Source organism: Desulfonatronospira thiodismutans ASO3-1 (assembly GCF_000174435.1).
GTDB lineage: Bacteria > Desulfobacterota > Desulfovibrionia > Desulfovibrionales > Desulfonatronovibrionaceae > Desulfonatronospira > Desulfonatronospira thiodismutans.
Map to the genome: position 1 here is coordinate 276,144 of NZ_ACJN02000002.1, position 16,320 is coordinate 292,463.

The 16,320-nt window shown below is 46.9% G+C and carries 18 protein-coding genes and 1 CRISPR repeat array; of the genes, 2 read left to right on the forward strand and 16 right to left on the reverse strand.

All coding sequences use genetic code 11. The features are described from left to right. The first annotated feature begins 37 nt into the window (after window positions 1-37). Complete coding sequence (gene cas6f, locus DTHIO_RS07485; protein WP_008869720.1) at window positions 38-631, forward strand: type I-F CRISPR-associated endoribonuclease Cas6/Csy4; 594 nt, start codon at window positions 38-40, stop codon at window positions 629-631. A 62-nt stretch (window positions 632-693) separates the two neighbouring features. Beyond that, window positions 694-1,635, forward strand: a complete 942-nt coding sequence (gene cas1f, locus DTHIO_RS07490) for a type I-F CRISPR-associated endonuclease Cas1f (protein ID WP_008869721.1) — start codon at window positions 694-696, stop codon at window positions 1,633-1,635. A gap of 112 nt (window positions 1,636-1,747) precedes the next feature. Continuing rightward, window positions 1,748-4,235: a CRISPR direct-repeat array (repeat unit 28 nt; unit sequence GTGATCCACCGCATAGGTGGCTAAGAAA). A 97-nt stretch (window positions 4,236-4,332) separates the two neighbouring features. Here the strand turns inward: cas1f and DTHIO_RS22335 are convergent. From DTHIO_RS22335 to DTHIO_RS07565, 16 genes are all read right to left on the reverse strand, one after another. Beyond that, the gene (locus tag DTHIO_RS22335) at window positions 4,333-4,764 is read right to left on the reverse strand and encodes a hypothetical protein (RefSeq protein WP_050775157.1); all 432 of its coding nucleotides are present in this window, start codon (window positions 4,762-4,764) and stop codon (window positions 4,333-4,335) included. After that, a complete protein-coding gene (locus DTHIO_RS22340; protein ID WP_244156337.1) occupies window positions 4,757-5,194 on the reverse strand; it encodes a transposase in 438 nt (145 codons plus the stop codon). Before DTHIO_RS22340 ends, DTHIO_RS22335 begins: the two co-directional genes overlap by 8 nt. Window positions 5,195-5,240: 46 nt before the next feature. After that, on the reverse strand, window positions 5,241-5,519 hold the full coding sequence (locus DTHIO_RS22345) for a hypothetical protein (protein WP_144311485.1): 279 nt from the start codon (window positions 5,517-5,519) through the stop codon (window positions 5,241-5,243). Window positions 5,520-5,607: 88 nt separating this feature from the next. Then, window positions 5,608-7,164: an IS66 family transposase gene (gene tnpC / locus DTHIO_RS07505; protein WP_008868370.1), complete on the reverse strand. Its 1,557-nt coding sequence runs from the start codon at window positions 7,162-7,164 to the stop codon at window positions 5,608-5,610. 59 nt (window positions 7,165-7,223) lie between these two features. Further along, window positions 7,224-7,574, reverse strand: a complete 351-nt coding sequence (tnpB, locus tag DTHIO_RS07510) for an IS66 family insertion sequence element accessory protein TnpB (RefSeq protein WP_008868369.1) — start codon at window positions 7,572-7,574, stop codon at window positions 7,224-7,226. After that, entirely contained in the window at window positions 7,571-7,912 is a 342-nt protein-coding gene (tnpA, locus tag DTHIO_RS07515; protein ID WP_008868404.1) for an IS66 family insertion sequence element accessory protein TnpA, read from the reverse strand. The genes tnpB and tnpA overlap by 4 nt, the downstream gene beginning before the upstream one ends. A gap of 74 nt (window positions 7,913-7,986) precedes the next feature. Beyond that, window positions 7,987-8,361, reverse strand: coding sequence for an ORF6N domain-containing protein (locus DTHIO_RS07520; RefSeq protein WP_008869722.1), 375 nt, complete (start codon window positions 8,359-8,361; stop codon window positions 7,987-7,989). Between the two features lie 312 nt (window positions 8,362-8,673). Then, window positions 8,674-9,948, reverse strand: coding sequence for an McrC family protein (locus DTHIO_RS07525; protein ID WP_008869723.1), 1,275 nt, complete (start codon window positions 9,946-9,948; stop codon window positions 8,674-8,676). After that, window positions 9,941-11,890, reverse strand: coding sequence for an McrB family protein (locus DTHIO_RS19695; RefSeq protein WP_008869724.1), 1,950 nt, complete (start codon window positions 11,888-11,890; stop codon window positions 9,941-9,943). Before DTHIO_RS19695 ends, DTHIO_RS07525 begins: the two co-directional genes overlap by 8 nt. 205 nt (window positions 11,891-12,095) lie before the next feature. Beyond that, entirely contained in the window at window positions 12,096-12,308 is a 213-nt protein-coding gene (locus tag DTHIO_RS07535; protein WP_040418172.1) for a topoisomerase DNA-binding C4 zinc finger domain-containing protein, read from the reverse strand. An 84-nt stretch (window positions 12,309-12,392) separates the two neighbouring features. Next, complete coding sequence (locus tag DTHIO_RS07540; protein WP_008869725.1) at window positions 12,393-12,638, reverse strand: type II toxin-antitoxin system HicB family antitoxin; 246 nt, start codon at window positions 12,636-12,638, stop codon at window positions 12,393-12,395. A gap of 16 nt (window positions 12,639-12,654) precedes the next feature. Continuing rightward, the gene (locus tag DTHIO_RS22945) at window positions 12,655-12,846 is read right to left on the reverse strand and encodes a type II toxin-antitoxin system HicA family toxin (RefSeq protein ID WP_008869726.1); all 192 of its coding nucleotides are present in this window, start codon (window positions 12,844-12,846) and stop codon (window positions 12,655-12,657) included. A gap of 693 nt (window positions 12,847-13,539) precedes the next feature. Further along, window positions 13,540-13,698, reverse strand: a complete 159-nt coding sequence (locus tag DTHIO_RS20440; protein ID WP_083803954.1) for a topoisomerase DNA-binding C4 zinc finger domain-containing protein — start codon at window positions 13,696-13,698, stop codon at window positions 13,540-13,542. Between the two features lie 978 nt (window positions 13,699-14,676). Then, window positions 14,677-15,045, reverse strand: coding sequence for an addiction module antidote protein (locus DTHIO_RS07555; RefSeq protein ID WP_008869729.1), 369 nt, complete (start codon window positions 15,043-15,045; stop codon window positions 14,677-14,679). A 9-nt stretch (window positions 15,046-15,054) separates the two neighbouring features. Next, window positions 15,055-15,342, reverse strand: coding sequence for a type II toxin-antitoxin system RelE/ParE family toxin (locus DTHIO_RS07560; RefSeq protein WP_008869730.1), 288 nt, complete (start codon window positions 15,340-15,342; stop codon window positions 15,055-15,057). Between the two features lie 318 nt (window positions 15,343-15,660). Continuing rightward, window positions 15,661-16,209: a hypothetical protein gene (locus DTHIO_RS07565; RefSeq protein WP_008869731.1), complete on the reverse strand. Its 549-nt coding sequence runs from the start codon at window positions 16,207-16,209 to the stop codon at window positions 15,661-15,663. Window positions 16,210-16,320: the final 111 nt, after the last annotated feature.

Sequence of the window (16,320 nt, forward strand, 5' to 3'; positions counted from 1 at the left end):
ACGTGTACCACCGTATAGGTGGTCAAGGAGAGTATAAATGCAACCTCTTTATTATATGGATATTGAAATCAAAAGACCGAAAGTGGAAGCGGACAGTCCTATATATACCAGGATCGAAAAGATATTTTCGAGGATTCACCTTAGAATCAAGGAAGGATATAAATTTGCTGTGGCTTTCCCTAGTATGTTGAGCCTGCCCGGGCTTGGTGATTCTATAAGGGTTTTCGGTGAAACTCGGGAGGATCTTTGGGGCTTGGAAGATTATCTGGGAGGTGCGCCGAATTTTGAGTACGAATATATAGCAACCAATAGTGATGTAGCCCCAGTGCCAGATGAGAGGGTGGTTGGGTATGAGTATTATGCTCGCTTCCGTATTCCGTCCAAGAAGAACTCCAAGCGGTTCAGCGAGAACCTTGAAGCACACCAGAAACAACAACAGTTACGACAAAAACGCTTGAAGATTGCTGCCTCTCTGCCCTTTGTAAATGTAACCAGCAAAAGCACTGCCCGCTCGTTCAAGCTGTTTGTGGAGAAGGGGGCCTGCACAAATGGACTGCACGGGAGTCCGGATGGTTATGGTTTGTCCAGACAGGGGAACATCATATCCCTGCCTGTGTTTTATGACGAATAGAGTTTGTGTTTTGGCCTGGCTTGAGAGGTCAGGTCTTGATTTTTTCTTGGAAGGAGTGTTTTGTGCAGAATAAGCAGTCAAATAGAAGACCAATGGCGGTCATGCTCTCCAAGAGAGCTAATGTGTTTTATTTTGAGCATGTCAGGATTATGCAGAAAAAAGACCGGGTGGTTTATTTGACTGAAACAGGTGGTGGGGATGTTTTGCAGTTTGTCAATATTCCTGACAAAAACACCGCCTTTGTTTTGATGGGTAAAGGAAGCTCTATAACTGATGCTGCGGCAAGAAAGCTGGCGGAATCCAATGTTTTGATAGGTTTTGCCGGTAGTGGCGGCTCACCTTTATTCGGGGCTATGGATTTTACTTTCCTGTTGCCCCAGGACGAATATAGGCCTACTGAATACGCTCAGAACTGGATGAAGATGTGGTTGGATGAAGAAAAGCGCTTATCGTTGGCCAAAAAATTTTTGGAAAAACGAGTAGAATGGGGAGAAAAGCACTGGCCGTCTTTAAGTTTGAACTGGCCCCGTGAAGCTTCTGATATTTTGCGTGAATCTATACATTCAGCAGAGCAAGCTAATGATTTGTTGCTGTCTGAAGCTAAGTTTGCCAAAAGTCTGTATGCGTGCCTGGCTTCCCGTTACAAAATTGATGAGTTTACCCGGGACCCTGGGCAGAAAAAAGGGGAAACCAAAGCACAGTTAATCAATTCGTACCTGGACCATGGGAATTACATAGCTTATGGGTATGCTGCGGTTACTCTTCATGGCTTGGGAATTCCTTTCTTTTTGCCTGTTTTGCACGGCAAGACAAGGCGCGGGGCCTTAGTTTTTGATGTGGCTGATTTATTTAAGGACTGGGTAGTGATGCCGGTTGCCTTTGATTGTGGCAGTCGGAAGGTTAAAAATTCTGAGTTTAGAGCTTTAATCATTCAGCAGGCACATGAGCGTTCTTTGCTTGATATGTTGTTTCAGTTCCTGTCAGACTTGGCCAAAAAAGATTGATAAATATCAATGACTTGCAATAATCTTGATTTGCAAATTGAAAATCAATGTATTTGAGAGTTTTTGAAGTGTATCTGCCTGTGACAATTAGGTTTTGTAACAATTTTATGGCGTGATCCACCGCATAGGTGGCTAAGAAACTAAAGGATTTTCCCGGCAGTGCTTGGTCTCTGTGATCCACCGCATAGGTGGCTAAGAAAGACTAATTAAGTCGGGTTTTGTATGACCTCCCGTGATCCACCGCATAGGTGGCTAAGAAATGTCCAGCTCATTGTACAGCTTCTGAGCCTTGGTGATCCACCGCATAGGTGGCTAAGAAAAGCAAGCCCCCAACAGCATCAATGTGCACTGCGTGATCCACCGCATAGGTGGCTAAGAAAGTTAATCGTTGATTAGTGGGACAAACGAAAATGTGATCCACCGCATAGGTGGCTAAGAAATTCAGGGAGCGCTTTCACCTTGCCCACACACAGTGATCCACCGCATAGGTGGCTAAGAAATTGGCGTAAATTCGGGTTTTGTCTAGCCAAAAGTGATCCACCGCATAGGTGGCTAAGAAATTAAAATTTTAGTCTTTCTTGAGGGTCCGAGTGTGATCCACCGCATAGGTGGCTAAGAAAACACTGCAGTACGGAAAAAATAAACTATAGTAGTGATCCACCGCATAGGTGGCTAAGAAATATTGGATTAATCTTTAACTAGGAGGTCTAAAGTGATCCACCGCATAGGTGGCTAAGAAAACATTGGAGGATAGCATGGCTAAAAGGTTCTAGTGATCCACCGCATAGGTGGCTAAGAAATTGAAGGAAGCACAAGATCTTTATGGACTAACGTGATCCACCGCATAGGTGGCTAAGAAAATCCCAATTGAAAGCGTCCCTTAAAGAAGAGTGTGATCCACCGCATAGGTGGCTAAGAAAAATGATTTTAAAGGTTTATTGAGAGTACAATTGTGATCCACCGCATAGGTGGCTAAGAAAAGAAAACAAGTCGGAACATTACACAGCTTTGCGTGATCCACCGCATAGGTGGCTAAGAAATTCCAAGTTTAACCTGGTTTTAAAATTTCTCAGTGATCCACCGCATAGGTGGCTAAGAAATGTAAGGACTTTAAAGCCCTTACGCATACTCCGTGATCCACCGCATAGGTGGCTAAGAAAAAAGTAACAGAAGGATTTTCCAGAAAATCCTTGTGATCCACCGCATAGGTGGCTAAGAAATTAAATATTCGATAATAGCATGGCAAAACTCAGTGATCCACCGCATAGGTGGCTAAGAAACAAATGATTGAGTTATATTTTTCTTGCTCAACGTGATCCACCGCATAGGTGGCTAAGAAAAGTACCATTTTTAGACCTCCAATAGTTAAAGAGTGATCCACCGCATAGGTGGCTAAGAAAATAGCCGAAAATTTGTAAAGGACAATTTTTAAGTGATCCACCGCATAGGTGGCTAAGAAATTTTTTTTTTTTTTCGGGAAACAATACTATGAGTGATCCACCGCATAGGTGGCTAAGAAAGGTACGCAAAAGCGCTTTAAAGCCTTTACAGGGTGATCCACCGCATAGGTGGCTAAGAAATACTCAAGAATTTTTGGATATCATGGCGGACTGTGATCCACCGCATAGGTGGCTAAGAAAAGCCGCGGGGAGGATTCGAACCTCCATCCCCGGTGATCCACCGCATAGGTGGCTAAGAAAACAGGAAGAATGCTGGGCAGAAATAGAGGATCGTGATCCACCGCATAGGTGGCTAAGAAATCGATCTCGCGCAAGCCTTCCTCAGTATTGTCGTGATCCACCGCATAGGTGGCTAAGAAACGCAGTCGTGGCACGCACGGGTATAGGTCCGGGTGATCCACCGCATAGGTGGCTAAGAAACCAGCCGGGAACCGGAGCGTGGGACATGAAAGGTGATCCACCGCATAGGTGGCTAAGAAAATCACCTGTGGCAGACAATCAAAACTGCAGGTGTGATCCACCGCATAGGTGGCTAAGAAAGTAAAGGACGGACCCATATTGTCGTTTGAAAGGTGATCCACCGCATAGGTGGCTAAGAAATGGCCGAGGTGTCGGCAAACATAGTCAATCAGGTGATCCACCGCATAGGTGGCTAAGAAAAGGGACTTGTAAAGTTTACATAATTCTATAATGTGATCCACCGCATAGGTGGCTAAGAAATACCTGAAGAAAGGGGTTTTACGGCGCAGATGGTGATCCACCGCATAGGTGGCTAAGAAATGGTGATCTTTGACTATCGGACCGCCGAACCTGTGATCCACCGCATAGGTGGCTAAGAAAGCCTTGACCGGGATAATACCTACTTGCTGCTGGTGATCCACCGCATAGGTGGCTAAGAAACTGCTCTGTGCGGCGCAGGGAGCCTAGGTTGGGTGATCCACCGCATAGGTGGCTAAGAAACATGGCTAAAGGTTAATCAAATAAGTCAAGCCGTGATCCACCGCATAGGTGGCTAAGAAACTTTTCTTTTCGCTTATTAACCTAGAAAAAACGTGATCCACCGCATAGGTGGCTAAGAAATTCCTGGTACTACGTCCGGGAAAGGGAACTTAGTGATCCACCGCATAGGTGGCTAAGAAATGTTTCTGCGGGCATGGGGTCTGACCCGCGTAAGGTACATATTTTATTGTATTTATTGTTCAAAACAACCTGTATTTCGACCTTAGAATTAAAAAAATCAAGGAAATTCATCCTCAGCTGGACTTAAGGGCTTATAATATATAGATATTTTCTGCAAATCAGTCTCTTCAAATATCTGCCAGGCCAAGGTGTTCGGCCGGGATTGCGCTTGACCATACAGGGCGGGAGCTTCTTTCACAGTCATCTTTGAAACAAACCTGCCTACACCCTTTTTTATTGTCTCTATGAATCCATTGTCGCCTACAGCAAGTTCAGTACTCCATATTGAATCCCTCGATAAGATGCCTTTTCTAAGGGCTTCCCGAATCCATTTTTGATAAGACTTACTGAGGTGATCTTCCTCTAACCCCAATAGACGTGAAACTTCACTGCGTTTGATTATCTGGTAGCGTTTCTTGGGCCTGACAATCTCATGATAGCCGCCATGCTCCCATTTTCTCGGGTGCTTGACCACTTTTGCTCTAACCATATTTACCCGTGTGAAATCCTGCCAGAGCAGGGGGCGCCTTGCGACATTTCACCGGGTGAAGATCAATATACATAAAACACCGGGCCAGGTGTTCATCGGTCTGAACCGCTGTGGCCTGGTATCTACTTTCCCAGAAAGCTCCTTTTCGGTTCTTGCGTTTGTTGTACACTTGACCGACCCTCCCAGCCACAAGCTGCATCAATAGGGGGATGGCTTTCATGTCCTTTGGAGATAAAACCAAAACGTGGACATGGTTTGATGTAACCGTAAAATTCAATACTGGAACTTCATAGCGATTTGTGCCTTCATATAGCCATTTCACCCAAAACTTGCGATACGTCGAGAAATCAAGAAAAAATTCTCTACCATGGCAACGATGAGTTATATGCCAGACATGGCCGGGGATAAAGAATCTGATCGGTCGTGGCATTTTGATTCTGAAGTTTGCACCCTAAGATATTGTCTTGCTTTCTTGCCTAATCGCTTTTTTCAACTTCCCCATATGAACTTTTTTTTTCTTTGGCTGTGAAGCCTATCTTCTTTTTGGGCGTTTTTTCAACTGATATCAATTGATCCAGGGCCTGGAAAATTATCTGGAATTTATTCTCTGCTTCGTTTCTCAATTCTTCGATCTCTTTGCGAAGTTCTGAACTATCCAGCACAAGCTGCCTGAGTCTTGTAAACGCTCTCATAATCTGGATGTTGACTTGTATTGCTTTGTCACTTTTTAGAACAGATGAAAGGTAAGCGTCCAAACGGGTACACCTATCCATGGGCGGGTATCGTTGGTAGTATTCCCTGGCCCACTGGATATGCAGCAGGCCAGGGGTATGATGGTTGGGATCAGCAGGCAGTGGGGGAAGGCAGGACTTCCGGATCTATGTACTGAGGCATAAGGGCCTTCAGATCCTGCTCGGTCTTGGCCAGGGGCAAGTTTTCAAACAGGTGGCGTAAGTATGCGTAAGGCTCCAGGCCGTTCTTTTTGGCTGTCTCCACCAGGGAGAAGTACATAGCGCCTGCCTTGGCTCCATTGGGATGTCCGGCAAAAAGCCAGTTCTTGCGTCCCAGGGCGAAGGGTCTGATGGCGTTTTCCACCAGATTATTGTCAGGCCGCAGCCGGCCATCCAGTGTATAGCGCACCACTCTGTCCCACTGGTTCAGGGCATAATTTATGGCCGTGCCCAGTTTGCTTTTGTCCGGGGTGGTTTTACTTCTTTCGTCCAGCAGAGTTTTTATCTGGTTTAGTATGGGTATACTTTTTTCCTGACGTTCTTCCTGTATCCGGTCGGGCTTTAGCTTTCTGGTTTCAAAGGACTGTTCCAGGATATATAGCTTGGCGATAAGGTTCAGGATTTCCTGGGCGGTTCCGCCCTTGTGCTTTTGTTTCTTGGAGAGTTTGACCACATCCATAAACTTGCGCCGGACATGGGCCAGGCATCCTACATGGAATATGCCCGGCTTGTCGCCCAGGTCGTTGTAGACTGCATAGCCGTCACTTTGAATATAACCTTGATAGTCCTGGAGGAAATCCAGGGCCAGACCGCTTCGCGTGGGATGATAATCATAAAGGACAGTGGGATTTTCAGGATGGCCGCCAAGGAAAACCCACATATATGACTTGGAAGTGTTGGACCGGCCCGGTTCATCAAGTACCTGTACCGGGGTCTCGTCTATGCCCACCTGGAATCCGAGCATGATCTCCTTTTTGAACAGATCCAGGAAAGGCTCGCAGACCCTGGCCGCATGCATGGCCCAGGAGACCATGGTGGAACGGGAGATATCAATGCCCAGCCTTAAAAGCTGCTTGCACTGGCGATAAAAGGGTAGGCCGTCCACAAACTTGGCTGTGATGATATGAGCCATAAGACCTGGAGTCACTATGCCCTGGGGGATCAGCTGTTCCGGCATGGGAGCTATTTTGACTGCACCCTGATCATCTTCGGCTCCCTCGCAGTTTTTGCAGGCGTATTTGAGACGGATGTAGCGATTAACAATCAGCCTGGCAGGGATATAATCCAGTTTTTCGCTTACTTCCTGACCTATCGGGCTTAGCTCGACTCCGCAGGGGCATATCTTTTCCTCCCCAGAGAGGTCATGGATTATATCCTTTCTGGGAAGATCCTTGGGGATGGGCTTGCGGCCACGTTTCTTACGGGAATGTTCAGGTATGGTGATGGTTTTTTCCTGGGGCGTTTCCACCTCGGTTTCCATCTCAACAAGGCCAGGCATCATGGGCCAGGTCTCTTTGGAGCCGCATTTGGGTTTTTTATCGGATTTGGACCCATAGATGGCTTTTTGCAGGAAGTTCAGTTTCTCCTGCAGGTAGATAAGTTGCTGGTGGTAGTCAGCAACGATATCTTTGAGCGCATCCTTATCATCTGGCAAGTTGTTGATGTCCATAACTGAGTATTCATATACACACAACCATTTGGAATTGCAAGCTTTTTTTGCAAAAAAATCTAAAATAATGTGGAAAATTTTAACTCTTTGTGCCCCCTGACCTGCACAGGGTCCAGACCGTCTAAAAGCCAAACAAGCTGCCTCGCATCAAGCTCCATAACTTCCTGCTTTGATGCAGGCCACTTGAAGCTTTGCTTCTCCAGGCGCTTTTGCCACAGGCAAAAACCGTTTGTGTCCCAGTACAGGATCTTGATGATGGTTCGCTGCCTGTTGCAGAAGACAAACAGATGACCGGAAAAGGGGTCATGCTCCAGCTGAGCCTGGACCATGATGGACAACCCGTCTATGGCCTTGCGCATGTCGGTATGTCCGGTGACCAGATACACCTTGGCCTGACTTACCGCGATCACGTGATCTCCTCCAGAGTACGGACAAGCTTGGCCAGTACTTCCTGCTGGAAATCACCCGGGATATCCACTTGGTAACTATTGACCATCAGGCGCAGAGGCGTATGGGTTTTCTCCTGGACAACCTTCAGGGGCACCGGCACGATGGCATTTTCCTCCTGGGTTTTCCTGGAATTGGTGTGCCCAAGCTTTTTGCACCAGTAATAGAAGGCATGCTTGGACAGTTCTGCCCTGCGGCAGTATTCGGCCTTGGTCAGGCTGCCCTGCCTCCACTTGTTGATATGCGCGGACCAGAATCCGGCCCGCTCCTCAGGCGTGTACTTCTGTGACTTGGTTTGCATAACGGCCCCTCCTTGGTATTTGGGAGACCATTAGCACATCAGGCGGAGAAAAAAAGATGGGGTTAAATGGACGCTTACGAACTATCCAGCACAAGCTGCCTGAGTCTTGTAAACGCTCTCATAATCTGGATGTTGACTTGTATTGCTTTGTCACTTTTTAGAACAGATGAAAGCATTAGAACACCATGCTCTGTAAAGGCCATGGGTACGTATCTCGTTCCACCCCAACTTGAGGTCGCAAATTGCGACCTCAAGTTTTCGTGTTCATCCTGGGACAGCTCGAACATAAAATCTTCAGGAAATCTTTCCATATTCCTTCTTACCTGTTCTTTCAATCTCTTGGTTTCAACCCCGTAAAGCTCAGCCAGATCCTTATCCAGCATAACTTTATAGCCTCTTATCTGATAGATCAGACTGGTGATGTTCTCTACGGGAATAATTTCATCCATGAAGACCTCGTTATTCTACTTTAACAGTTGCTTGGGGTCGGATCGAGCTAATCTACTGAATTATCGAATGATACGTTCCACAACAGACTGCTATTATGCCTTAGAACGCCTGTTTAAACCCCAAAATGGGCACTGTAAAAATCTGCAGGTTGTCAATGGAGTCTGCCACTCTGTCCCCTGAGTATTGTCAGAAAAGCCTTTGAAAAAGGCCTTTTTGATCCAAATTCAGGCCAAGTAACCATTTTTTGGTGAAGATTACAAGGGAAAAAGCCTGGCTTTCAATCCAGCTTAATGTAATGTCCACGATTCCGGTCAGATCTGCCGCAAACGGTCAATGATCATGTTCCCCGTCTTTTCCCCGAGCAGTTTGTCATCCTGGTCAAAGAGTTCCACAAAACACATGCCGCAGGAATTTTCTCCAATGTCAGAAAAATGGACCGGTTGTTCAAAACAACCCTGAATATCACAGGTACTGGATGTTCTGGGATAGAGCAGCAAGCTCTGTTTTGCCCCAAAATGGACGTTGTAGGCATACATTTGATGCAGGTCGGTATCTGCAGGCTTCCCGTCCCTGGGAATTTTCCATTTGGTATCAATGACCACCCGCTTCTGGTCATATCCCTGGCCTATTTCAGCAATTATGTCAGGTCTGATATGTTTTCGAATCCTTTCAGTCCTCCAGAAAGGTTGCTGAACCTGAGCTCTGAAGGAAACGTTTTGTTCTGAATTCATTGCTTCAGCCCGCTTGAGCTGGGCATATACGTAACGTTCAAAAAGATTGTTCATATCAAAGAGAATGGCCAGCACATCCTCGCCGCCGCTGCGAACATCGGGACAGTAATTCAGAATGATCAGCCTGGCCAGCTGGATTGCGCGGCGGTAGCGTTCAGTGTTCCTCGTATAATTAAGCCGAGAGAAAGTAACTTCTGCAGCGTTGATCCTGTCGATGTCTTCAAAGGACAGGGCCAAGTTTCGGGCCTGGGCTGACAGATGAGGGTTGGAACTGGTCAGGATGAGAATGTCCAGGGCTGTGCCAAGGATTTGATTGAATGGATTGTTCCGTTCATAATGGACGTGCTCGGTATAGAATCTCTCACGGCGGACCAGGTTCAGGGTTATCTGTTTCTGGAACAGCAGCCTGCCTTTTAGGGTGGTCAGGTTGTCCTGGTTTTTCCTGTACTTGCGAACCAGACCGTGATGAGCTAATTGTTCGACCTCTGAAAGAAAAGATCTGAAAAAAATGTCCAGCAGCCTGGCCGAATGGGTGCTAAGCATTGCATCGGTAAGCGAAGTCAGCCTGATCAGCCCTGATCTGCGAATCATCTCAACCAGGGCGCGTTGCCATTTGTCTCTGGTTGTTTGATCGTTATTCAGAGAGTTGTCCGCTTTGGGCAGGATCTCAATGGTCAGGCTGCCCACCTGGATCACGCCCACATAATTTCGAAAATATATGCGGTTGTGACCGACTGCAAAGAAAACGTTTCCGTGACGTTCGTTATACTTTACCAGCCGGCGAAAATGAACTTCCTTGAGTTTATCACCCACTGGAAGCTGTGAATGCTCAAAAACCTGGACAAGCTTATTCATAGATGGACTGAAAATCTTCCTGGCTCAGGCTCCTGGGATCTTTGATAACAAAGATATGGCGCTCATCAAATTCCTCCTGTCCCCAATCGCCTGATGCCCAGTTTATGGACTCGTAATTGCGCGATACGAACTTTTCTCCCAGGACCATGCCGATTCTGGCCGGGTCACCATAGAAGTATTCCTCAAGCAGGGGTAGAATTTTGGTGGCAAATACCCCTTGCAGATCTTGAAAATTTCTGACGCCCAGGAAATAGGAATGTCCGATGCAGTGGTCCTTGTCCAGCAGCTTCTGTATTCTGGCATTGATTGTGTATAGCATCTTGCGCAGGTCAACATTTAGACCTTCAACCTCGCCTGCTGCTGGGAGGGTTTCGGGTTCAGGCTGAACAGCGATAAACGTAAACCGGCGGCGAAGGGCGGTATCAAGGGCTTCAACACTGCGGTCCGCCGTGTTCATAGCCCCTATTATGTAAAGATTTTTGGGGACCACGAACTTTGTCTGTGAATATGGCAGGGTGGCGGTTAACTCATGCTCAGCCCCTTGCCTTTTATCTTCTTCGATCAAAGCAATCAGCTCGCCGAATATGCTGGCTACATTTCCCCGGTTGATTTCATCTATGAACAGGGCATAATTATGCTCGGGATCGGCCTGTGCCCACTGGACCATTTTTTTAAATATTCCTGGCCGTACCTCATAGGTAAGACTATCAGGTATTTCTTCTGTTGCATCTTCTGCAGGCATAACCGGCTTGATGCCCTCAACAAAATCCTCATAGCTGAAGGATTGATGAAACGTGGTGAAATCATAGCGTTCAACCTTAGTCGGCTTTCCCGGCTCGAATGAATTAAACTCTTCCAGTTTTTCTTTGAGATCAGGGACAGTCTCCTCAGCAAGCTCCAGGTCGATTGACCATACTGAATTATCACCCTTCCAGAACAGTAAGGGTTCATATCTTTTGGTGTATTTGACGTTTTGACATTCTTGTTTTGTATGCATCTGGATGTGCGCCCAGATAGCTGCCCTTGGATTTGCGCTGCTGGATCTCTTTATGCGGGCCTGCATTAATGGATGGCCCATAATTTCACTCACCCTGGATTCCTTGAGATCCATCATTACCATAGCGATAACCTTCCACCAGGCAAGATCAGAAACCAGTCTTGCTGCATACTCCTCTTGAGAAAGCGTGGCCGAGGTGTCGGTAAATTGGTCCATATATTCTTTGCGCAGTTTCCAGGTTTTCCCGGTTCCGGGTGGACCGTAAAGGATGGTGTTTAATGAGGGTAACGTCCCGAAATCTTTCTTTTGGACAGGATGTTTGGAATTCTCATCATCATTAGGAGTATTTCTTAAATTTGATAACAGCTCGTCCGCAATTTTTTTCCCTTCCTTTTCTCCAGCCAAAAAATGACATAACGAATCAACTCGAAAAAAATTCTCAAGCTCTGGAAACCAGTCGATAAGCTTTTGCTGAGCAGCTTTAGTATCCTGATATCGCTCAATAGTTTTTGATGAAAGTTTTATATCGAACAGCTGCAGAGCTTTAGCTGTCTTGTTGTTGAGAATAGGGAAACGCTTCTTATCAACACGGTTCAGATAGATTGTAGCCAGGCCATTTCCGAAATATTTAAAATCTTCTATCCTATTAAGCCATTGTAACTCATCGAATTTTGCTTCAAATGGACTCAATATGAAAGGAAGGAACTGTTCGTATTGGCTATTTATTGTTTCTCGGAATTGTTTGCTTGTCCTGTAACCACCACTTTGAACACGGCCGCCTTCATGAGCAAAGTTGTAAAAAAAATCAATAAAGTCAGATCGTGATAACCCAGAAAGATAGTCCAAAGTGATCGTCTCATGATAATAGTCTTCGTTTTCTGCATGTACATCCTTCTTGTACCATTCTAAGAAGCTATCGATCATTTTTTGTGGTGGCTTTATCATGGATTACCTCCAGGTAACGATCGGTAAAAGGAGATCAAAAGTTTGGTTGGGTCGGACGGATCAAATTTGCTTGGGTCGGACCGAGCTATTCTACTTAATTTTCAAGCGATACCTTCAAAAACAGATTGTTTTTCTGCCTTAGAACGTCTGTTACACCCTTAAAATGGGCACTGTAAGAACCTGCAGGTTGCCAGCGCAGTCTCTCTCAGGCGATGTTGACTGTGCCCCTGCACCGGGGGTATCTGGAGCATCCCCAGAACTGAGTGTTCTGGTCGCCGCCCTTCTTGGACCGGCGCAGGACCATTTCACTGCCGCACATGGGACAGGCAATGCTGTTTTGTTTTTCCCTGACCGCTGCCTGCATATGCCTGGCATGCTTATTGTGAGCCTTGAAAGAAGGATGGTCAATCTTATGCAATTACTTCACAGCATGCTGGAGGTAGACTTATCGACGATCCGGTGGAGATACATTCTCAGCCATCGGTTGAACAGATAAATAGAATCAGGCAACTGCCAGCTTTTTTTCATTCTGAATGATGATCCTGGGATCTGAATTATTAGGAGGAACAGGAAGACCTTCCTGCTTAAGCAGTTCGACATGTTCCTGCATACCCCACTTGGCCTTGAACAAACAATCTTCCACAGAATGCCCTATGCCTGAAAAACCCTCCAGGTCCGGGGAATAAAATCCGAAATAATCAGGCTCCTCGGTTGCTTCGATTACCAATGAATACGGCAATTCAATCATCTGTGTTGTTCTCCTTTTATGGCTTCTTTATTCCTGCTGCTTTAAGGATTTGGTGACACGTGCCCGTAGGCACTTCTTTCGAGCCATGATAATCAATTCGTATCAATTTATCCCATCCAGGTTTGCCATAATACCTTATTGATCCCTTTTCTATAATGATCTTGAACCCTTTTTGCTCAAGCAATCTGACAAGCTCAATAAATTTCACTATTGCACTCCAATGTTAGGGCCGAACGGATCTGCAAGTCGTCAGCGCTATGTCATTTCATATCGAAAATGTAAGGCATGGCCATACGCCCCACCGCCAATAGAAAACTCAAAGCCACCAGCCTGCTCTTCTTCTGCCTACACGTCGGTGGATCTTATGTGCACATTTTTTACGTGCTGACTTATGCGCTGCAAAAAGTCAATGATGGATTCAAGACCAGGCGGGGGGATCATTTCCCTGCGCCCTGTTGCACACTTCGCGTTTGACCTGAAGTGTGCAGCACTTACTGTTCCCTATCCAGCATAGATACGCATTTGAGTGCTTGCTTGTGGCCCGTACCGTTGTGACGGCTGTGTGAGTTTAGCTCATTGCGGCTTAGCGACGGATGCCACAAGTTTAAAGCATTTTCGACGCCCAACCAGCTTGGTGCTTGGTCTCGGACCGAGCTAATCTACTGAATTATCGAATAATACGTTCCAAAACAGGCCGTTATTCTGCCTGAAAACGTCTATTACACCACAAAACGGGCACTTTAAGAGCCTGCAAGTGGCCAACGCAGTCTCCTGACCTCACCCTGCTTCCTGAATATTACCAAAAAAGCTTTTTTGAGGCGTGTAATTAATTCAACAGCCTGCTCAGGTCCGGTCTCATAAGTGCCGGCTGCCCGTAAAGACTGTTCACATAGCCGGTTTTTCAGGCAATGTTCACTGTGCCCCTGCACCGGGGGTATCTGGAGCATCCCCAGAACTGGCTACCCTGGTCGCCGCCCTTTTTGGACCGGCGCAGGACCATTTCACTGCCGCACCTGGAACAGACGATGCTGTTTTGTTTTTCCCTGAGCGCTTCCTGCACATTCCTGGCATGCGCCCTGTGAGTCTGGAAAGAAGGACTGAGCCTGCCCTCGTCTATACTGTCTATTGATGCACATGAATCAAGCCAGTTCTCTCAAGAGCCTCGAGCAGATCTCTACGCTCCCTCGCCAACACCTTGAGGCGACGTTTCTTATATGGCTTGACTTTGGCGACATCAAGAACCAGAGAAGCCAAGTCAGCTATCCGCGAATTATCTGACGCCGACAGTGCTCGAAGTCTGGCAATATTCTTGTCCGATATGTGTGACTGCCTCATAAAACCGCATATCTCTTCTTCCTGTTCAATGGCATCCCGATCCGCCTTTGGCATCTTCGCGCAATCATTGCACACATGAATCCGATGTCCGTTGCCAGAAAATCTCTCATTTGGTCTTATTCTTCCGCAGAGTCTGCAGTAATGTCCCATGTTCATTCCTGCGGCTAACATGAAAAATATCCCTCAAGGGTTGGAAAACAGCTTTAAGACCCTTTTAAACCAAGTTTCCATCAGCAGGCATATTGTCCTTTTTTAATCGAGATGTTCCGATATCCATTTCGGATCCCGGCGACAGTCGAGTACGGCTCGGACGCGCGCTACACCATCCTCAATGCGGTAGTACACTGCATAAGGAAACTGTTTAGAAATATGGAATGCTAAAGTGCATGAAAATTCTCCAATAATGTTTAGGCGATTATACGATACAAATACAACCACGGTTACGCCTGTTTATACCATCGGGGTCTGACGCCGAACATTGTCACGTAAGGAAGGTGAGGAGAATACTTGAGGTTTGCCAGGTGGTCGCAAATTGCGACCACCTCGGCTTTTTCTTCAACGGTTAGCTTTGCTTTGCAGAATCTCCAGAATATTGGTCACAAAACCCGCCGTGCATACGGAGAAAATGTAAAAAGCCCTTAACGGTGTTCGCCCCACTATCTTAAAGCGGGCTTCTTGAACAAAGGATGGAGATCAACCATGTTTATTTGCCGGCATCGTGAGCATCCTCGGTTTTCTGTTCCACGTTATCCTTATGGGCTTGGGCATGGTTTGGGATATGCACCACTTCAGCATGCAGCTTCAAGCCCAGCGCTGCCATGACCTTCAGGACAGTGTCAAACCCTGGAGTTCGCTCACCAGAAAGCGCCTTGTATAGGCTTTCACGTGACACACCTGCATCGCGTGCTACTTGCGACATACCTCGCGCACGGGCAATATCGCCAAGAGCCTTTGCTATGAATGCGGCGTCACCTTCTGCCTCTTCCATACAAGCTTCCAGGTATGCAGCCATTTCTTCAGGCGTACGGAGATGTTCAGCAACATCGTAGCGGGACGTAACTGTCTTTTTCATGGGTTAATCCTACAGATTACGGGCAAGGCGTTGAGCGGTCTTGATGTCTCTTGACTGGCTGCTTTTGTCACCACCAGCCAACAGGATCACTAACTCGCGTCCCTGCTGTTTGTAGTACACCCGGTAACCCGGGCCATAGTTGATTCGCAACTCAGAGACTCCCTCACCCACGGGCGCGGCGTCTCCTGGGTTCCCTGCTGCCAAGCGCTCGACTCTCGCCAGAACTCGGGCCCGCGCACGAATATCGCGCAACCCATCAAGCCACTTGACATAGACCTCCGTCTTGCGAACTTCCATTAAACCCTATTAGTAGCCTGCCGGCTACATAATGTCAACCACCTTTATTGTGCACCGGGTAGGTCATGGGCTTTCGGCCCCATTCCCCCTATAATGGAAGGCATGGCCTAAGGCCCCACCACCAAGAAAGCACTCAAAGCCACCAGCCTGCCTGTCTTCACCAGCACTTCGGTGGAATATGTTTGCTTGTTTTTATGTGCTGACTTACGTGCTGCCAAAAGTCAATGATGGATTCTGGTTTGCTCCAACTACTCCCATAAGGACATTCTCTTGGATAGCCCGGCCTCTCAAAAATCTCCCAGGATTCTGGACGCTGCCCTACGAAAGCAATAAAGACACTTGTTTCCAGACTGCATCAGTCTGCTGCTGAATAATTTCGACTGTATTGGCAGATAAAACTCCCTTGTCAAAATCAAGCTGTAAAGAATATGCCATTTTTTCCAGGGGGCTGCCTTCGTATCCGAATTGCATCAGGCCTGCACCGTAAGCAAGCAGGAACCTGTCCAAGCCCAGCCTTTCCCACTGAACAACGTGCACCAGCTCATGAAAATATAGACTCTCGGTCTGATGGGAATGGTTGACAAAAAAAGTGTCCTTATAGGTAATGCCTGGCATGGACATGTTCTCCATTTGGGAAAACTCAGGCAGACCCATTTGGCTAAGAGGAGGAAAAGGTACCTTCCCCTGGACGACAACTACCTTTGTTTGCACAAGCAGCTCAATCGGGAAGACATTTTTAAGCCGGGGAAAAGAACTGGTGTCTACCGAAACTGCAGCAAAACAGTTTTGTTCCAGGGTATACTCAATCCATTCCCGAACTGCAGGCAGAGCGGAACGGAATTTGTGCATGAGCTCGACTGAATTCATGTTAAACTCTCCTCATCCTGGACAGGCTGCCTGTTTGGGTTCGGACATGGCTAATCTACTGAATTTCAGATGGATAAGTTCCAAAACAGACCGTCCCAAAATAGGCACAGT

Bases quoted from the DNA above. Each gene is read 5' to 3' on its own strand.
- cas6f (WP_008869720.1), top strand. From the start codon at position 38: ATGCAACCTCTTTATTATATGGATATTGAAATCAAAAGACCGAAAGTG.
- DTHIO_RS22335 (WP_050775157.1), bottom strand. From the start codon at position 4,764: ATGGTTAGAGCAAAAGTGGTCAAGCACCCGAGAAAATGGGAGCATGGC.
- DTHIO_RS22340 (WP_244156337.1), bottom strand. From the start codon at position 5,194: ATGCCACGACCGATCAGATTCTTTATCCCCGGCCATGTCTGGCATATA.
- tnpC (WP_008868370.1), bottom strand. From the start codon at position 7,164: ATGGACATCAACAACTTGCCAGATGATAAGGATGCGCTCAAAGATATC.
- tnpA (WP_008868404.1), bottom strand. From the start codon at position 7,912: ATGCAAACCAAGTCACAGAAGTACACGCCTGAGGAGCGGGCCGGATTC.
- DTHIO_RS07520 (WP_008869722.1), bottom strand. From the start codon at position 8,361: ATGGATGAAATTATTCCCGTAGAGAACATCACCAGTCTGATCTATCAG.
- DTHIO_RS07525 (WP_008869723.1), bottom strand. From the start codon at position 9,948: ATGAATAAGCTTGTCCAGGTTTTTGAGCATTCACAGCTTCCAGTGGGT.
- DTHIO_RS19695 (WP_008869724.1), bottom strand. From the start codon at position 11,890: ATGATAAAGCCACCACAAAAAATGATCGATAGCTTCTTAGAATGGTAC.
- DTHIO_RS07540 (WP_008869725.1), bottom strand. From the start codon at position 12,638: ATGATTGAATTGCCGTATTCATTGGTAATCGAAGCAACCGAGGAGCCT.
- DTHIO_RS07555 (WP_008869729.1), bottom strand. From the start codon at position 15,045: ATGAAAAAGACAGTTACGTCCCGCTACGATGTTGCTGAACATCTCCGT.
- DTHIO_RS07560 (WP_008869730.1), bottom strand. From the start codon at position 15,342: ATGGAAGTTCGCAAGACGGAGGTCTATGTCAAGTGGCTTGATGGGTTG.
- DTHIO_RS07565 (WP_008869731.1), bottom strand. From the start codon at position 16,209: ATGAATTCAGTCGAGCTCATGCACAAATTCCGTTCCGCTCTGCCTGCA.